The sequence below is a fragment of the uncultured Dysgonomonas sp. genome, assembly GCF_900079725.1.
Lineage (GTDB): Bacteria > Bacteroidota > Bacteroidia > Bacteroidales > Dysgonomonadaceae > Dysgonomonas.
Genome location: NZ_LT599032.1, coordinates 3,580,333 through 3,599,850 on the forward strand (window position 1 = coordinate 3,580,333; position 19,518 = coordinate 3,599,850).

A 19,518-nucleotide genomic window follows, 5' to 3' on the forward strand; every position below is an offset into this window, starting at 1 on the left:
TTGAAATCTGAAATTATACTATAGGTTTTTCTGGTTTTTAGGCTTTTAAGGTAAAGGCCGGATAGCATGATTGGGTTACGTGCTATTCCGGCCTTTTGGTTTATTACCCTGCATTTCGTTGGAAATCGCTAGGCGTTAGATTGAATTCCAGTTTGAAGCACGATGTGAAGTACTTAGGGTCTGAGAAGCCTACCGAATAGGCGACCTCGGATATGGATATGGACTTGTCCTTCAACATCTGGCAGGCATGCTTCAGCCTGATATTGCGGATAAACTCGATAGGTGCAAGCCCAGTCATCGTCTTTATTTTACGGTACAGGGAAGACTTAGACATGTTGAGATGCTCGGCAAATGTATTGACATCGAACTCGGGTTCGGACAGATGCTCCTCTATTATCTTTATTGCATTATTGAGGAACTGCTCATCTATAGACGGGTATTCGAGCGTAGAGATGTTTATCTCCACATCTGTCTTGAATTCTTTTTGCTTGTCCTTCTTGTTTGTAAGGAAATTATTGATGCGGGCTTCCAATACTTTAAGTTCAAAAGGTTTAGATATATATCCGTCCGCACCGGCATTATAGCATTCTATGCGGTCGTCCGCGCTGTTTTTGGCAGTTAGTAATATTACTGGAATATGGCTGGTTTCGAGATCTTTCTTCAATCTGCGGCAAAGTTCCAACCCGTCCATACGGGGCATCATGACGTCGCTGATTACAATGTCTATATTGTTGTCTTTCACACGGTCCAATGCTTCCACGCCATTGGGCGCAGTGAGTACATGATAGTGTTTTGACAGTATATTGCCGATAAGGGTCAGTAATTCTTCGTTGTCCTCTACCAGTAATACGGTCGTACGTTCTTTAATTTCCTGATTGCTTGTATTTATATCCTCACCGGAAGGTTCATCCAATGACATCAGGTCTATATTCTTTTCATATACAATGACCTGATCCGATTTACCCATCTCCGAATCGTTATAGCTTTCTTTGTCTATCGGGATATCTATTGTGAATGTAGTTCCGACATCTATTTCACTTTCTACACTTATAGTTCCGTGATGCAGGTCTACAAGATCTTTCGTAAGAGATAACCCTATGCCGTTTGTGTCGCTGGCTTCAGTCATCTTGTTGGTATAGAAGCGGGTGAATATATCCGCCTGGTCTTCTTTGGCTATTCCTACTCCGGTATCACTTATCCTTATTTGCAGGTATGGGTGATTGTTCCTCTGGTATTTGTTCAGGCTTATTTCTACCTTTCCGTTTCGGGGGGTGTATTTATATGCATTGGATAACATATTGAATACTACTTTATCTATCTTATCCGCATCGAAGTATCCCTGTATATGGTTCGGCTGGGAACTGAAAGAGAACTCGATATCTTTTTTCTTCATCAGCGGAAGGAAATTAGTATAACATATATCCCGTATAAATGTAACAACCTCTCCCTGTGATATCTTGAGTTTCATATTTCCACTTTCCACTTTCCTGAAGTCTAGCACTTGCTGTAAAAGCCGTCTCAGACGGTTTACGCTCGATCGCATCGTGTCGAACTGTGTGATCTTACTTTTGTATGTGATTTCCGCATCGTCAATTAGGCAGGATATAATGGTCAATGGCGTGAGGAAATCATGCGAGATGTTGGTAAAGTAACGGAGCTTGGTTTGTGTGAGCTCTTCGGACTTATCTTTTTCTATCTGCGCTATTTTCAGTTCATTGCGAAGCCTTATCCTGTTCTTTATAATTCTGTATGTCCAGTAGATCGCAGCGAGTAATAAGATAAGGTATATGGTGTATGCCCACCATGTTTCATAGAATGCAGGGCGTTTATATATCTTAAGTTGTGTGACTTCGCTGCTCCAGAGCCTGTTTTCATCTGTGGCTTTGATATAGAATGTATGCGAACCTTTACTGAGTTGGTTATATATTGCAAACTGGCGGTCATTTTCCGTATAAACCCAGTCGTCGTCTACTCCTTCCATCTTATAGGCGTACTGTATCTTAGAAGGGAATGTGTAATCGAGGGATGAAAAATCAATCTCGATATTCTTATCGTCAGGCTCGAAAGTCAGGGATTGCGAAATTATGTTGAATCGCAGATTCTTATTTCCCTGAAAAACAGAAGAGTTGTTGATCTTTATATCAGTAATGAAAGTCCGGGTTTGTTTAGCTTGTTCGGATAAAGTTTCGGATGGAGTAAATACCGAAATCCCCTTATTTCCTCCAAAGAATATTTTACCATCTTTATTCTTGAAATAAGAATTGATGAGGAATGAATTGACAATAACCCCGTCGGTACCGGAATAATTCTTAGAGGCTCCGTTTTCAGGATTGTACTCGGTAACACGCTTATTGGTAGATACCCATACGTGCCCGAAGTTGTCGGTGACAATATTAAGTATAGCTTCGCCGGTCATCTTCAGCGATTCGGATACATCTTTGAATTGCTGACTGATGAGATCATAGGCAATGATACTGCCCTCTTTGGTACCCAGCCATACTTTACCGTTTATATCGGCACAGATGGATTCTATGTTATTGCTCGGCAGATTGTTTCCTTCTTTGTTGAAATTCTTTATCTGGAGCTTTCCGGCCTGATAGTTTCCGGTCATCGGTATTTGAGATATTCCGGAGTTTTTGCTACTGATCCAGATCGTACCTCTTGTGTCTTCGGTTATTCCCGAAATAGTACCGAGGGAAAAGTTTACCGCTTCTATATTTTCTTTATTATACGGCTTAATAAGAAGACCTGTAGAGGTTACTATCCAGATATTATTATTCCGGTCTTCGAAAAATATACGGGGGTTGCCTGCGTCTGAAGCAATGGTTGATAAGTCGATACTTCTGGAAATGATAATATTGTCTTTATCCTTCTTCATACAGTAAATCCTTGCTTCGTTTTCAGGCCCTACCCATATTTCTTCCGGAATGGAGCGAAACTGAGAGATGCAACTAACATTACTCAGTATCGGAAGATTTTTCAATTGGGGGTAATCCGAATATAAACGTATGCTGTTCTTTTCAGGATTGAATATCCCTAAGCCCCATCGGTTCTGATTTACCCAAATGTCTCCATCTCCATCTCCATAGATAGCAGTTATGTTTGGTGTTATTCCTGTTCGTTCCTTGATAGATAAGATAGAGTAGTTTTTAATGACAGGGCGGTCGAAATTGATTGTAAGCACCCCTTCGCTAAATGTTGCTATCCATAAGTTGCCTGTCCGGTCTTTTATTATCTCGCTGTATATATTATTAGATTCCTTGAAGAGGTAAGATACATCAATGTTTTTTAGTTTGCCATCCTTATCATATTCGAAAGCATGCAGTCCTGAAATAGACATCACCCAGACGTATCCGTATTTGTCGTCCTGTACAATGCTGAAAAATGTATCTTCAGCCAGTTGCCTTTCCTTGTTGAAAACCTCTTGCCGGACATACATCTCATCTCCTTCTTTCTCAGGATTGAACAGATATAATCCATTGCCCCATGTACAAACCCAATATTGCTTCCTGTTATCCTGATATATTCTGAAGGGGTTGTTCCCGCTTCCAATCTGAGGATAATGTTTGAATGTATCATCTTTAGGATTGTATCTGTATATGCCATTCCTCCATAGTGCTACCCACAGAGTACCGTCGGGGGCTTCGTAGATAGAATTGATGTTTGTAGATGGGAGTTCATTATTGTATTTCTTCTTTAGTGTTAAATCCGGATTATAGCATAAGACAGTACTTCGTGTTCCTACCCATATATGGCCGTCGGATGTGACCAGAATTGTTTCTATATTTTGATTCCGGACTTCCTTATCTTCCAGTGGCGTAATTATATATGTCTTTTTATCCAGAATGTTTATCCCGCTGCGTGTTCCTATCCACAAGCGGTTGTTTTTATCTTCAGCCAGACAGGAAATATCATTGCTCGCGATTAAATTGGGGTTGTTCAGGTTGGAACGGAAGGTCAGTATGCGATATCCATCATATCTGCATAGTCCGTCTAGTGTACCAAACCACATAAAGCCCTCTTTGTCCTGATGTATTCTGCGGACAGAATTGGATGGTAATTGGCTTATTAAAGGAATTGGCTTTACGGATATTTGTTTTGCCTCTATGTTCAGAAAAACAAAAGCAAATAATAATAAATATAGCCGGTGTCGTTTTAAGCAGTAAAACATGTTTAATTTCGGTATTAGGTTTTAGTAAATACAATATTAAAAAGAATAATTGTTATTTTTACACCAATAAATAGTTAAAAGTGCTTTTTTTGAGAAAATGGAACTATTTTTACCCTATATGAATGATTTGTATACCTTCGTGCGGTTCTGTTTTCATTATATTTGTAGAATATAAGATGCGCCTCGGCTACTCAAAGTAAACTTTGACTCTACCCCCGGCTTTCTCTATATTTGTGGCATTGCAAGATAATCTCTTATATATAACAATCAAAAGCTAAAACATGAAAAAAACACTCTTTTTACTTTCAGTGTTTCTGTGCTCAGGTCTTTTTGCCCAGAATAACATCCCTGATTGGGAAAATCCGGAAGTTTTTGCAGTAAATAAGGAAGAAACGCGTGCGACATCGCTACCTTATCCATCCGATCAATTGGCATTGACAGATGATTATGCGGCTTCGCCTTATTATCAGTTGCTCGATGGCATGTGGAAATTCTATTGGGTGCCAAAGGTTGCTGAGGTTCCCGAAGGATTTTATAAAGAAAATTACGATGCCAGCAAATGGGTTAACATGCCTGTGCCGGGTAACTGGGAATTTAACGGTTATGGTATACCAATGTACGTAAATACCGGATTCGGTTTTCCAAAGAATCCTCCCCATATAGATAGAGAAGATTCTCCGACAGGAGCTTACCGTCACGAATTTAATATCCCTGATAATTGGGATGGACGTAAAGTGTTCATTCACTTCGAAGGAGGAACAAATTCGATGTATGTATGGGTAAACGGGCAAAAAGTAGGTTATACCGAAAATTCTAAAAGCCCGGCAGAATTCGATATAACAAAATACATACGCAAAGGAAAAAATATACTGGCTTGCGAAGTACATAAATTCAGTGATGGATCGTATATCGAAGATCAGGATATGTGGCGTCTGGGGGGGATCAATAGGAGTGTATATCTGTATACTACTGCTCAAACCCGCATCTGGGATTTCTTTGCGCATCCCGATTTGGATAAGAATTATAAGAATGGGGTATTCAGTGTCGATGTGAAATTGAAAAACTATACAAATACAGCGCAAGCGCAGACTGTAGATGTTACAATCGTTGATAACGCCGGCAAAAAGGTATTTGCAAAATCGCAGAAAGCAACTATTCCGGCAGAGAATACTAGCGACCTTTTATTCTCAGGAAATGTATCAAATCCGTTGAAATGGACAGCCGAAACACCGAACCTTTATACTATGCTGATTACATTGAAGGATAGTAAAGGCAATGTGGTGGAGGCAACTTCACACAAAATAGGATTCCGTAAGATTGAAATAAAAGACGGACAACTTTTTGTCAACGGTAAAAAAGTGTTCTTTAAAGGAGTGAATCTGCATGAGTTCAACACAAATACGGGACAGGTCGTTACCCACAAAGAAATGATGCGTAACCTGCAACTGATGAAAGAACTGAATATAAATGCAGTGCGCACATCCCATTATCCGCAACAACCGCTTTGGTACAAGCTTTGCGATGAGTATGGTATTTATCTGGTGGACGAAGCTAATCTAGAATCACATGGTCTGGGTTATGGGCCGGATAATGTATCGAACTTCCCCGAATGGCATGCCACACATATGGATCGTATCATCCGTGCAGTAGAACGAGACAAGAATCATGCTTCGGTAATCTTCTGGTCGCTAGGAAACGAAGCCAGCAACGGCAAAGCGTTCTTCGATATGTATGATTGGGCTAAAGCCAGGGATAACAGCCGTCCGGTACAATATGAACAAGCATATCAGAAAGATCGCAATACTGATATTATATGCCATATGTACCCATCTTGGGAAAATATGAAGCGAGACGCAGCCAAAGATTTGGGTCGTCCGTATATCATGTGCGAGTATGCGCATGCAATGGGTAATAGTATGGGTAACTTTCAGGAATATTGGGATTTGATGCGTTCAAGCAAAAATATGCAGGGTGGTTTTATCTGGGAATGGTACAATCACGGATATCCGGCTAAGGATGAGCAGGATCGTTTCTATTGGGCATACGGTGGCGATCTGAAAGGATACAATAAGATGAACGACGGTAACTTTGTGGCAGATGGTATTATCAGTCCCGATCAGAACTATATACCACATACCCACATTGTCAAGAAAGTATATCAGAATATCTTATTCGAAGCTAAAGATTTAGATAATGGAGTAATCACCATAATCAACGATTTCAAATTTACCGACCTTACCAATAAGAATTATACGTATAAATGGGTATTGCTGAAAAATGGAGAAAATGCAGGAGAGGGAACATTCGATATCGTTGTACCTGCCGATACACGTAAAGATTTAAAACTGAGCATCCCTGCGATAACTGCAGAAGCCGGAACAGAATACTATCTTCAGTTATTTGCATATAGCAAAGAAGATACTCCTTTTATTAAAGCCGGATTTGAAGTAGCTAAAGGTGAATTTGCTTTTGCTTCGAATAATTATTTTGCTAAGTCGTCTGATGCTTCGGGATCGTTGTCTATAGATAAGAAAGACGATAAAATCATCGTAACATCGGGACCTCTGGCTTATGAATTCTCTTCTAAGGACGGCCGCAGCTTGCTCTCTATGACTAATGACGGAAAGAAAGTATTCAACGAACTTCCTCGTTTGAACTTCTGGCGTGCTCCTACCGATAACGATTTCGGTGAATGGGTACAGTACAACCTTCGTTTGTGGGATGCTGCCGGACATAATATTATATATACGTTCAAAGGGTCGCAAGAGGTTAATGGCGGTATTACAGTTAATTACGAAGCTAAGCTGAAAGGTATTGAAGCAAAAGTGGATTTGATATATACCGTAAATAAAGATGGAAGCCTTACTACAACGGCTAATTATAAAGCTTTGGCAGACGATCTTCCCGAAATGGTGCGTTTTGGCATGATTATGACTCTACCTAAGCAAGTGGATGACTTTACATGGTATGGACGTGGGCCGTGGGAAAATTATATAGACCGTAACCACGATACATTCATGGGTGTCTGGAATGGCAAGGTTGAAGAACAGGCCTTTGCATATTACCGTCCGCAAGAGACAGGAAATAAGACAGATGTTCGTTGGCTGACATTGAAGAATAAAGATGGTAAAGGTATTAAAGTTACGGGTGCGCAGCCGCTATCGGTAAGTGCGACCAACAACAAGCCGGAAGATCTGGATCCGGGCATGACCAAGAAACAACAACATGCTTCCGATATTCTACCGCGTAACGAGACTGTATTGTGTGTCGATTTATTCCAGCGTGGAGTAGCCGGATTGAATTCATGGGGTGCAAGTCCGCTGTCACCATACAGATTCTTTGATAAAGAATACACATATAGCTATACAATCAGCGTTCTGAAATAAATAGATTAGAGTAATAGATAACAGACCTTGCCCGAAATTCTTTTCAGGCAAGGTTTTTTTATGGGTGATTTTTAATTCTGAACCAAATATCCCCCCTTTTTGACCTAATTGAATCCTCTTAGTTAGAATATTCTTAGACACTTTTGTACTAATGAAATGTGTGAAAAATCTAAGTATATAATTACACCATGAAAAGAAAACTATACCTCTTGTTGCCATTCTTTTTTATATATGCATCATGCGTGGGGAATGCCAATAAAATAAATGAGAGTACTTCTGACAATACAATGACTAAAACGGAAGTCGTAGAATTAATCAAGAAAGTAAACAATCATTGGCAGTCTACTCATCCCGGGCATGAAAATTCTTTCTGGCACAGGGCGGCATACCATACAGGAAATATGGCTGCCTATGAAATCACCGGTATAGAAGAATATAAAGCGTATTCAAAAGCATGGTCGGAGAAAAATGAATGGAAGGGTGCAAAATCCGATAATAAACCGGAATGGAAATACTCTTACGGAGAAACGGATGAGTATGTACTGTTCGGAGACTTTCAGACTTGTTTTCAGGTGTACATAGATTTATATAATCTGGATGAAGTAAAAGATGAGATGAAAATAGCCCGTGCTAAAGAAGTGATGAAATACCAGATGTCTACACCTCATGTAGATTACTGGTGGTGGGCCGACGGATTGTATATGGTAATGCCTGTGATGACACGGCTATATAAGATAACGGGAGATCAGCAATATCTGGATAAGTTATACGAATATTTTGCATATGCCCGCGACTTAATGTATGACAAAGAAAGCTCCCTGTTTTACCGTGATGCCAAATATATCTTTCCGAAGCATAAGACAAACAAAGGATTGAAAGATTTTTGGGCAAGGGGTAACGGATGGGTTTTTGCAGCTATCCCCAGAGTGCTGGCAGACTTACCGCACGACAATCCGCACAGAGGCGAATATATACAGATCTATCAAGATATGGCAAAGGCTATAGCTGCCTGTCAGCAGAAAGAAGGTTTCTGGAGCCGTAGCATGCTTGATCAGGAACAAGCGCCTGGATATGAAACCAGTGGAACAGCATTTTTTGCCTATGGTTTTCTATGGGGAGTGAACAATAAAATATTGGATGAGAATACTTATAAACCGATAATTGATCAGAGTTGGAAATATCTGACAGAAACAGCTTTGCAACCTAATGGCTCGATAGGATATGTACAACCTATAGGTGAAAGGGCCGACCAGCATAAAAATGTAGGGCCTGATACAACAGCCGATTTCGGAGTAGGGGCATTCCTTCTGGCTGCTACAGAGATGGCCAAATACTTAAAATAAATTTTATACTTATGAAAAACAAAATATATACACTACTGATACTTACAATCCTCTTTTCTTTACCATCATATGCAAATATGAATCGGAAAGAAGAGGTGCCAAATGACCGTACTTACTGGACAGATATGCTTTACAAAATAGCCTCGCCTGTTCTTAGTAATATGAGCAAAGGTGAGTTGTCTAAGAATATGGAACTGGAATTAAGCCCTACATGGGATGGGCGCGACAAACGTGTTTCATACATGGAATGCTTTGGTCGTCTGATGTCCGGATTGGCGCCATGGCTTAGCTTGCCGGATGATGATACTGCTGAAGGTAAGCAGCGGAAACAATTACGCGAATGGGCGCTTAAAAGTTATGCGCAGGCTGTAGATCCTGCCAGCCCGGATTATCTATTGTGGCGCAATGAAGGACAACCATTGGTAGATGCTGCATATATCGCTTCCAGTTTTTTGCGTGCACCTAAGCAGCTATGGGAGCCTTTGGATGACTTGACGAAGAAAAGATATATTGAAGAATTTCAGCAATTGCGCCGTATCGACCCTCCTTATACAAACTGGCTTTTGTTTTCGGCAATGGTAGAATCATTCTTACTCTCGGTAGATGCGCAATGCGATATGTACCGTATCCACAGTGCTATACGCAAGATTGAAGAATGGTATGTGGGAGATGGCTGGTACTCGGATGGCTCACATTTTGCATTCGACTATTACAACAGTTTTGTAATCCAGCCTATGTATGTACAGGTACTGGAAGTACTTGTTGACCGTCAGATCAGGTTGCGCGACAAGAATCTGGCTGTAGTGCAAAAGAATCTCGACACGGCAAAAAAACGCATGCAACGTTTTGGCATCATACTCGAACGTTTTATTTCGCCAGAAGCTACATTCCCTGCGTTTGGCCGCTCTATGACTTACCGTATGGGTGCGTTTCAACCACTGGCTTTATTGTCATGGAAAGAATATTTGCCGGAAGAGTTACCTGAGGGTCAAGTGCGTAATGCGTTAACATGTGTTATGAAGCGTATGTTCTCTATGGAAGGAAACTTCAATAAGGGAGGTTTCTTGCAGTTGGGTTTTGCGGGACATCAACCCGATTTGGCCGATTGGTATACCAATAATGGAAGTTTATATCTGACGACAGAAGTATTTCTTCCTCTGGGTTTGCCGGCCAGCCATTCTTTCTGGACTTCCCCGGCTCAGGACTGGACAGAAAAGAAAGCATGGAGCGGACAATCATTCCCTAAAGACCATGCAATAAGGGATTAAAAATGTAGAAAAGAACCAAATTTCATCCTTTTTGAATGAAATTACCCTTATGGAAACCTTTATTAATTATCAATTTTGCTATTGCTTACTTAACTATTATCTAAACCACCATGGGAAAAATAATTCACAACAAAAGTCCAGTCTGATTAAAGCCGGATGAATTACGATATTCTGTTTAGAATTCAGAAAATACCATAAATTAATAATACTCTTAATGTAAAACACAATTCTGATTTTATGTATTGTAAAACCAAAAATATAACAACAAATTATCCCATTTTTTCTTCTGAAAATTTGGATATTAACTGTGTTTTGCTAGAGAGAGAGAGAGAGAGAGAGAGAGAGAGAGAGAGAGAGAGAGAGAGAGAGAGAGAATATAATAAAAATAAACGAATTTATAGTCCGGAGCAACAATTCTTCTCAGGATTATCACATCTTATTATATTATTTGATACAGGAAACTCTTATTCCGGATAGGGAAAAATATCCGGAATAGGGGTTTCCTGTATTTTTTTAGTCATACTGGTTTCATATGAATACTATAGCAGATCAATCGTAAGAGAAAAAACTAACCTATTACTTATTTAATTACTTAATTACTATGGGAAAATATACTTATTTAAAAAAGCAAAGTGAGGTATGCGGAAAGGCAATACCAAAATCTTTCTTCTCATTTTTCTTGTTGTTTGCATTAATAACCTTTTCATCCGGAATATTTGCTCAAAATAGAACGGTGCAAGGTACAGTATCTGATGCAAATACAGGTGAAGCCCTTATCGGCGTATCTGTCGTGGTCAAAGGCACGACTGTAGGTACTGTAACCGATATCGACGGGAAATTTACACTGCCGGCTGCGGCTAATTCTACACTTGTAATATCTTATGTAGGGTATATCAAACAGGAAGTAAATGTTGAAAATCAAACGAGTTTTCTAATAAAGCTGGAAGAAGATTCCAAGATGTTGGATGAGGTCGTAGTTATCGGTTACGGGACAATGCGAAAGAAAGACCTGACAGGTTCTATCGTACAGGTTCGTCCTGACAGACTGGCGAACGAAAATCCAAAGACAGTTCAGGACATTCTTCGTGGAACCCCAGGTCTGTCAGTCGGCTATAGTGCCGATGCCAAAGGTGGAGGTTCTATGCAGATACGTGGTCAGCGTTCGGTAACTACCGGAGGTGGGCACAATGACCCATTGATTATCCTCGACGGAATGATGTTCTATGGTGAATTATCGGAAATCAACCCAGATGATATAGGACAGATCGATGTATTGAAAGATGCTTCGGCGGCTTCCGTATATGGAGCAAGAGCTGCAAGTGGAGTTATTATCATCACTACCAAAAAAGGGCAGATGGGTAAGCCTGTAGTAAACGTAAGTGCAAACTTCGGTGTTACTACCAAGAGCGATTACCGTAAGGTGTTTAGTCCTGATGGTTATATGCAATACCGGGAAGACTGGTACAAAACCGGTACTTATGGCGTAAATTCCGAAACGGGTAACTATGAAGCTTATCAGACAGGTACTACTAAAGGAAAATATGGATATTATGATAATCCTAAAAATTTAGCCCAATATGGTGTTTCGCTCGATACCTGGCGCGGATATACGACCAATGCAACGGGTGAATCCGATGCCAGTATATACGGCAGGCGCTTAAACTTGAGTGATATTGTGCTTCAGAACTATATCGATGGAAATACCTTCGACTGGTACGACCATACTTTCCGTACGGGTATCAATCAGGATTATAATGCGAGCGTGTCGGGAGCCAGTGAACGGATGAATTATTATATGTCTCTTGGTTACCTTAAAAATGAAGGAGCTGTTGTTGGTAATGAGTATCAATCTGTCCGCGCCAATCTGAAGCTTACAGGAACAGTAACCAAATGGCTGGAAATAAGCGCGAATGTAAATTTCCAGGATCGTAGCGATGGCGATATTCAGCCGGGACTAGGTCATAATTACTGGGATGCCAATCAGGTGCGTCTTAGCCCATACGCATCTTACCGCGACAGTGATGGCAACTTAGTGTATCGCCCTATGGGAGCGAGTCAGAATTATGGATGGAACTATGACTACAACCGTCAGTATATGGAGTTGGAAAAAGGCTATCAGGTATTGAACAGTATTTTTACTGCAAAAGTGAAATTACCTTTCAATATTACTTATTCCTTTAATGGTGCACCTCGTTATCAGTATTTCTTCGATCGCTACTTCGAGTCTTCTCAACATCCTGATTGGGTAAGTACCGGTGGTCTGGTAAATCGTGAGCAGGCAAAACGCTTCGACTGGTCTATTAACAATACAATCAATTGGGACTACACTTTTGCTCAAAAACATAAAGTAAATCTTACTCTGGTTCAGGAAGCTGAAGAACAAAGATATTGGAAAGACAGAATAGAAGCACGCAATATTTTACCATCAGATGCATTGGGCTTCCATAATACAAAGGACGGTGATAAAACAAAAAGTTCTTATTCGTCAGAAGATACGCATTATACGGCAGATGCTCTCTTAGCTCGTTTATTCTATTCGTATGATGACAAGTATATGCTAACAACTTCGGTTCGCCGCGATGGATACTCTGCATTCGGACAGAATTATCCTCATGCCACTTTCCCTTCAGTAGCACTTGCCTGGTCATTTGTGAATGAAGACTTTTTCAAATGGAAACCAATGAGCACCGGAAAACTACGTGCCTCGTGGGGTAAAAATGGTAATCGCCAGCTTGAAAATCCATATATATCAATAGCCAATCTTGTGACAGACAAAAAACAAGGATATTTGGATGCTTCCGGTAATTTGGTCAACATGAACTATTTACGTATCGATCGTATGGCTAATCCAAATCTGCAGTGGGAAAAGACAGAGGCATGGAACTTCGGATTGGATTATGGTTTCCTAAATGATCGCATCTCTGGTAACCTTGAGTATTATACAATGACTACGCACGATATGATAATGACTCAGCGTCTGCCCGGATTTACAGGATTTACAGGTATAGGTACCAATCTGGGTGAGGTGCAGAACAGAGGTGTGGAGTTTGCTGTAAACTCTCTTAACATGAAGAATGACAATTTTGAATGGAGAACAACCTTTGGCTTTTCTTATAACAAGAATGAAATCAAGCATCTCTATTATCAATATGAAGATGTCCTTGATGCTTCAGGAAAAGTTGTAGGGACAAAAGAAATGGACGATAAAACAAACGGTTGGTTTATCGGGCAGGCTATCGGTACAATCTGGGATTATAAAGTAACTGGAATCTGGCAGGCAAATGAAGTTGAAGAAGCAGCCAGATATGGACAGAAACCCGGCGACCCTAAAGTGGAAAATTCTTATACTGCCGATGATAAAGTAAATGCCGATGGCTCTATTACACCGGTATATAATGATAATGATAAACAATTCTTAGGAAAAACATCTCCTCCTATTCATTGGTCAATCCGTAATGATTTTACTTTATGGAAGAACCTGAGCCTGTCATTCAGCATATATTCTTATATGGGGCATAAGTCGCTTGAAACATATTATTTGAATCAGGATAATGCCGGTTCGTTAATCACTAATGGATTGAATACATATGCTAAAGAATACTGGACAATAGATAATCCGACGAATAAATATGGACGCTTAAATGCACAAGGGCCTACAGGTGCGGTTACAGCCGGTAGACTTCACGACCGCTCGTTTATCCGTCTCGAAAATATATCGGTAGGCTATACATTGCCTAAAGCGTGGCTGCAAAGGTTCGACGTGCAGAATGTGAAAATCTTTGGTTCGGTTCGCAATGTAGCCGTATGGAAAAAAGACTGGGAATATGGTGATCCTGAAACAGGAGCCAACAACAATGGAGGTTTGGCATCCCGCATTTATTCGCTTGGTTTAAACTTAACCTTCTAAATTGTAATAAAACATGAAAAAGATATATAAGAATATGAAGAACAGATTATCGGCAATAGGGCTGGTAACCGCAATGTGCAGTTCGTTATTTTTAGGCAGTTGTTCCGATGATTTTTTGGAGCCTGATCCACTGTCGTTTTACGAGCCGGAGATTACATTTACAACTGAATCGGGGATGCAGGCAGTATTGGCTCAGGCCGATCGTCACCTTCGTTCCTATTGGACAAGCTACGAGAACAGAAATATATCCGTGCCAATCGGTACAGAATACTTATTTTCAGAACTATCCGTAGCCAGTAAGACTGATGACTCGGCACTATTTTCTGATGTCGCTAATCAGATGACACCTACAAGTGGTGCCGGATACGATGCCGGTGACTGGAGAAGTTACTTTTGGGACGAGACCTATAATGGTATAAAATATGCAAATACCATTACTTCCTTTATCAATAATGTACAGGGATTGAGCGATGCAACCAAAAATGCCTATATCGGCAGATCATACTTCCACCGTTCGTTCCGCTATTTGTCTTTAGTTTTCCAATTTGGCGATGTACCATTGGTAACTAAAATCCTTTCAGTGCCTAAACAGAATTATCGTTCTACAAAGAAAGAAGCAATTCTGGATATGATAACAAAGGATATGGAATTTGCTGTGGAATGGGTGCCTGATCAAAGTGAAATGACATATAAAGGGATGGTAAATAAAGGTGCTTGCCGTATGTTACTTATCAAATGTTATCTGGCTACAGGACAGTTTCAAAAAGCGAAAGACCAGGCAGATATCTTGATTAACAGCTCCGGCTACTCATTGATGCAGGATAATTTCGGTTCTTTTGTAGATACTTATTCTCCTCAAACATGGAAAGTGACCCGTAATGTAATATGGGATCTGCACCGCCCTGAAAATAAGCTTGCCGGTACTAACAAAGAAGTGATAATGGGTATGGTAAATCGTGGCGCAACTGCCGAGTCGATGATCGAATTCCTTACAATGCGTATTTTCGGCCCTAGCTACACGAGTGGATCAGACTTGAAAACGCCTGATGGAAAACAAGCAGTAGTGAATTATGCCCGTAATAATACAAATTACCGAGCTAATTATGATTATATCAGATCTATTGGACGTGGTATTGCCACATGGCGTCTGACTTGGTTTGCTTCCAACGGAGTGTGGAAAGTAAATGGTGTAGATGATAAAGGTGATTTGCGTCATAACAGTACGGTTGGTAACTGGGGAAGAATGGACTCTATTAAATATAATGATCCATCATCTACATGGTTTGGTGAAAATCTTATGTTCAAGCATCCGGATACAGGAGAGTTATTATGTACAGACTCCCTTCGTGTTTGGTTCGACTGGCCTCAATACAAAATTTATTTGAACGATGTAGTGGCAGAAGCCAATCAGGGTGCTAACCAGTTCAATGGTGCAAGTAACGGAGGTATTGCTGACTGGTACTTATACCGCTTGGCAGAAGCATATCTACTTAGAGCAGAAGCGAAGTTCTATCTTGGTGATCCTGCAGGTGCAGCGTCAGATGTAAACGAAGTGAGGAAGAGAGCGAAATGTACCGAATTATACACAACAGTGACTATCGGTGACATTATGGATGAACGCGCTCGTGAGTTATATCTCGAAGAATGGCGCAATGTGGAATTGAAACGTGTTTCGTATTGCCTTGCCCTGAGCGGAAAACCTGATGAGTGGGGTAGTACTTATGATGTAAATACATTATATAAAGAATCCGGTACAGACTTGAATGGTGGTAGTTACTGGTATAAGAGGGTAACTCGATATGGTATGTATAATCAGGGGCCAAGAAGTGTTCGCCCTAATACATTCAATTATCAGATGGACAAATGTAACTTCCTGTGGCCTATCCCGAATGCTGCAATTACAGCGAATAATAAAGGAGAGCTTAGCCAGAACTACGGTTATGATGGTTATGATGCTGCAACTCCTAAATGGGATTCATGGCAGGATGCTGTAGCCGATGAAGATAAAACAAATTAAGATTCATTGTAAATAAATAGATTGCCAGGATAGGAGCTCTGTCGAAAGATCTCCTATCTTGGTGTTTTAAGACGATAATAATGAAAAATATATATAGAAGTATTTATAGTCTTTTACTGACAGGCCTATTAATGCTATCGGGTCTTTCCTGTTTTTCGCAACAAAAGATAGAGCAGGTTATCCGTCCCGGTCAGCTTTGGCCCGATGATAAGGGTGTTCATGTCAACGCACATGGAGGAGGTATTCTCTATCACAATGGAAAGTACTATTGGTTTGGAGAACACAAAGGAGGAAAGTCCAACTCTGCATTTGTTGGTGTCACATGTTACTCATCCGATGACTTGTATAACTGGAAGAATGAGGGCGTAGCTCTGCCTGTTTCGGAGGATCGGAATAGTCCTATCGTAAAAGGCTGCATAATAGAACGTCCCAAAGTTATATATAATGAGAATACTAAAAAGTTTATAATGTATTTTCATCTCGAACTCAAAGGCAAAGGTTATGCCGCTGCCAATGTCGGCATCGCTGTAAGTGATAATGCGACAGGCCCCTACCAATTTATTCAGAATAGTAGAGTGAATGCCGGTAAATGGCCTTTGAATATGACTGCGGAGCAGCAAACTTCAGCAATAAAATCTACCGACTTTAAAGACTGGTGGACACCCGATTGGCATAAAGCTGTGGATGACGGATTATTCGTTCGTCGCGATTTTGCCGGAGGGCAAATGTCCCGTGATATGACTTTATATGTAGATGATGACGGAAAGGCCTATCATATCTATGCATCAGAAGAAAACCTTACTCTTCAGATAGCCGAACTTACAGACGATTACTTAGGTTATACGGGAAAATACATCCGTATAGAACCGGGTGGTCATAACGAAGCCCCGGCTGTGTTCAAGAAAGATGGACTCTATTTTATGATAACATCAGGATGTACAGGCTGGGCGCCGAATGCTGCCCGTTTGCTCACAGCCGATAATATCTGGGGACCATGGACATTGCATCCGAATCCCTGTGTAGGGAAAGATGCGGAACTTACATTCCATTCGCAGAGTACCTATATATTGCCGGTTGCCGGAAAGAAAGACGCCTTTATTTTTATGGGAGACAGATGGACTCCTAAGGACCCTATCGACGGGAGATATATCTGGCTTCCGATACTCTTCGAAAACGGTATGCCTGTATTGAAATGGATGGATGAATGGAACCTGAATATCTTCGATCATATAAATGCAGACAATACTATTCCCAAAGATATACAAGGCTGGGATCTTGTCTGGAACGATGAGTTCGACAAAGATGGTAAGCCTGATGCCAATGTCTGGAGTTACGAAAATGGCTTTGTAAGGAATCAGGAACTGCAATGGTATCAGCCGGACAATGCGGTATGTCAGAACGGAGTGCTCAATATACAGGGTAGGAGAGAGCAAGTAAAGAACCCTGCTTATGAATCGGGAAGTTCCGATTGGAGGAGGAACCGTGAATATGCCGGTTATACTTCATCTTCCATAAAAACGGTAGGGAAAAAAGAATTCCGGTACGGACGTTTCGAAATCAGGGCGAAGATACCCACCGCAACAGGTTCCTGGCCTGCCATCTGGACACTGGGTACTTCTATGGAATGGCCGTCGAACGGAGAAATAGACTTGATGGAATATTATCTGGTAGGAGGCAAGCCTCACATATTGGCCAATACAGCATGGGGAACAGATAAAAGATACGATGCAAAATGGGACTCGGAGATAATACCATTCACCAACTTTACAGATAAAGACCCCTTTTGGGCAGATAAGTTCCATATCTGGCGTATGGACTGGGATGAGGATGCCATCCGTCTGTATATAGACGATGTGATGGTAAACGAAACTTTGCTCAAAGATACTCAGAATGGCTCGATAGGTCAAAATCAGAATCCTTTTAGGCAGCCTCATTATATTTTACTAAATTTGGCTATCGGGGGAAATGGCGGCACACCGGATGATGATGCCTTTCCTTTGACCTATGAAATCGACTATGTACGCGTTTATCAAAAATCCAAATAGGCCGGACTGAAAATTATAACCATGAAAATAAAGAAGTACCTATTATTAAGTATTATACTATTCTCCTTATCAGCTCATGCTCAGAAGTTGATCCCTGTAGCACCGGGCTGGTCAAACAATTCTGTGAATGTGACTGTATTTCGCAAAAATTCGCTTGTTACCCATAACAATGTCCAGTTTATAGCCTATTACGATCCCGACGGTTTCCTTACATTAGGTAAACGCAATATTGGAGAGGATAGCTGGACTATAAGCAAGACTCAATATAAAGGTAATGTATCCGATGCTCACAATTCTATCAGTATTATGGCTGACGGAGATGGTTATCTGCATGTTTCATGGGATCATCACGGGCACCCGTTGCGTTATGCAAAAGGGGTAACACCTTATTCCCTCGAACTGGGAGATAAGCAGCCTATGACCGGAAGCCTTGAAACGAATGTCACCTATCCCGAGTTTCTGAAAATGCCGAATGGAGATTTGATATTCATGTATCGCGACGGACAATCGGGTAGGGGTAACCTCGTTATGAACAGGTATGACCTGAAATCAAAGACTTGGGCTCAAATACAGAAGAACTTTATTGATGGTGAAAATCAGCGGAATGCTTATTGGCAATCCTGCATAGACGATAGAGGGACTATTCACCTGTCGTGGGTATGGCGTGAAACTGCCGATGTTGCCACCAATCACGACTTGTGTTATGCGAGGTCTTCCGATGGAGGTGTGTCATGGGAAAATTCGAGAGGTGAAAAGTACAGTTTGCCTATTACTGCGGCAAAATCGGAAATAGCCTGCCCTATACCACAAAATAGTGAGCTGATCAATCAGACGTCGATGGTTACCGATGCTAAAGGTAATCCCTATATAGCGACATACTGGAGAGAACAGAATTCAGATATTCCTCAATACCATATTGTTTACTATACAGGTAAGAAATGGAACAACTTAAATCTTGGTTTCCGTAAAACGCCATTTTCACTGAAAGGTGTGGGGACGAAACGTATCCCAATATCCCGTCCGCAGGTAGTTGCAAAAGTGAAAGGTAAATCGACCGAATTATGCCTGCTTTTCCGCGATGAAGAGAGGGGAGAAAGAGCCTCAATTGCCATTTGTAAGGACATAAAGAAGAACAAATGGGAGATCAGAGACTTGACCGATTTTTCCCTTGGTTCATGGGAACCGTCCTTCGATACCGAACTATGGCGTGAGAAAGGCCTCTTACATGTATTCATCCAGAAAGTAGAGCAGGTAGACGGCGAAGGTAAAGCTGATGTAGAACCTCAGATGGTAAATGTGCTGGAAGTAGAATAAGCGCATAGACTATTAATGATTACAAAAGAGTTGCAGTTATCTATTGTAGCTCTTTCTGTTTTATACA

Annotated in this window: 9 protein-coding genes; 8 read left to right on the forward strand and 1 reads right to left on the reverse strand. The window is 40.9% G+C overall.

The genetic code is table 11. The annotated features are described in order from the left end of the window. Positions 1 to 103 precede the first annotated feature (103 nt). A complete protein-coding gene (locus tag QZL88_RS15065; RefSeq protein ID WP_296942408.1) occupies positions 104 to 4,171 on the reverse strand; it encodes a hybrid sensor histidine kinase/response regulator transcription factor in 4,068 nt (1,355 codons plus the stop codon). 281 nt (positions 4,172 to 4,452) lie between these two features. On the opposite strand from QZL88_RS15065, the gene QZL88_RS15070 reads away from it, so the two are divergent. The 8 genes from QZL88_RS15070 (at position 4,453) to QZL88_RS15105 (ending at position 19,451) form a co-directional block, all read left to right on the forward strand. Further along, complete coding sequence (locus QZL88_RS15070; RefSeq protein WP_296942411.1) at positions 4,453 to 7,557, forward strand: glycoside hydrolase family 2 TIM barrel-domain containing protein; 3,105 nt, start codon at positions 4,453 to 4,455, stop codon at positions 7,555 to 7,557. Positions 7,558 to 7,844: 287 nt separating this feature from the next. After that, positions 7,845 to 8,900, forward strand: coding sequence for a glycoside hydrolase family 88 protein (locus tag QZL88_RS15075; RefSeq protein ID WP_296945093.1), 1,056 nt, complete (start codon positions 7,845 to 7,847; stop codon positions 8,898 to 8,900). Between the two features lie 11 nt (positions 8,901 to 8,911). Further along, positions 8,912 to 10,168 (forward strand): DUF2264 domain-containing protein, encoded by a 1,257-nt coding sequence (locus QZL88_RS15080; RefSeq protein ID WP_296942413.1) that lies wholly within the window; start codon positions 8,912 to 8,914, stop codon positions 10,166 to 10,168. Between the two features lie 294 nt (positions 10,169 to 10,462). Continuing rightward, positions 10,463 to 10,645: a hypothetical protein gene (locus tag QZL88_RS15085; RefSeq protein WP_296942415.1), complete on the forward strand. Its 183-nt coding sequence runs from the start codon at positions 10,463 to 10,465 to the stop codon at positions 10,643 to 10,645. Between the two features lie 124 nt (positions 10,646 to 10,769). Further along, complete coding sequence (locus QZL88_RS15090; protein ID WP_296942416.1) at positions 10,770 to 14,075, forward strand: SusC/RagA family TonB-linked outer membrane protein; 3,306 nt, start codon at positions 10,770 to 10,772, stop codon at positions 14,073 to 14,075. Positions 14,076 to 14,088: 13 nt separating this feature from the next. Beyond that, entirely contained in the window at positions 14,089 to 16,092 is a 2,004-nt protein-coding gene (locus QZL88_RS15095) for a RagB/SusD family nutrient uptake outer membrane protein (RefSeq protein WP_296942417.1), read from the forward strand. Positions 16,093 to 16,172: 80 nt separating this feature from the next. Then, entirely contained in the window at positions 16,173 to 18,137 is a 1,965-nt protein-coding gene (locus QZL88_RS15100) for a family 43 glycosylhydrolase (RefSeq protein WP_296942419.1), read from the forward strand. A gap of 21 nt (positions 18,138 to 18,158) precedes the next feature. Then, a complete protein-coding gene (locus QZL88_RS15105; protein ID WP_296942421.1) occupies positions 18,159 to 19,451 on the forward strand; it encodes a BNR repeat-containing protein in 1,293 nt (430 codons plus the stop codon). Positions 19,452 to 19,518: the final 67 nt, after the last annotated feature.